Source organism: Streptomyces sp. DH12, from assembly GCF_020873895.1.
In the GTDB taxonomy this organism is placed as follows: domain Bacteria; phylum Actinomycetota; class Actinomycetes; order Streptomycetales; family Streptomycetaceae; genus Streptomyces.
The window spans coordinates 1-461 of the sequence record NZ_JAHWGT010000988.1 but is presented as its reverse complement, the minus strand read 5'-3'; the positions used below and the strand labels follow the sequence as shown (position 1 = coordinate 461).

The window sequence follows — 461 nt, the reverse complement described above, 5'->3', positions numbered from 1 at the left end:
CCTGGGCGGTCCGCGTCCACCGCGACGAGCTGGTCGAGTTCCAGGTCGACGGCACCGAGGGCTCCGCCGTCGCCGGCCTGCGGGGCTGCCGCGTCCAGCACCGCTCCGCCACCCCCAAGCCGGTCTGGAACCCGGACATCCCCGCCACCGAGGTGTTCCGCGACCAGTGGCAGGAGGTGCCGGACAACGGCACGTTCGACAACGGCTTCAAGGCCCAGTGGGAGCTGTTCCTCCGGCACGTCCACGCCGACGCCCCCTACCACTGGGACCTGCTGGCCGGCGCCCGCGGCGTCCAGCTCGCCGAGCTGGGCCTGAAGTCCTCGGCCGAGGGCCGCCGTCTCGACGTACCGGAGATCAGCCTGTGACCCTCCACCTGCCCGACGCGCACGGCGCCCTGCGCCCCTACGAACCCCGCACCGAGCCCCTCGCCCTCGCCCCCGGCGCCCCCTTCACCTCCCGTA

The 461-nt window shown here is 74.2% G+C and carries 1 pseudogene; it reads left to right on the top strand.

Going from position 1 to position 461, the window contains the following annotated elements:
* Window positions 1–365, top strand: a pseudogene (locus LPA54_RS38125) (gfo/Idh/MocA family oxidoreductase); the annotation flags it as partial.
* Window positions 366–461: the final 96 nt, after the last annotated feature.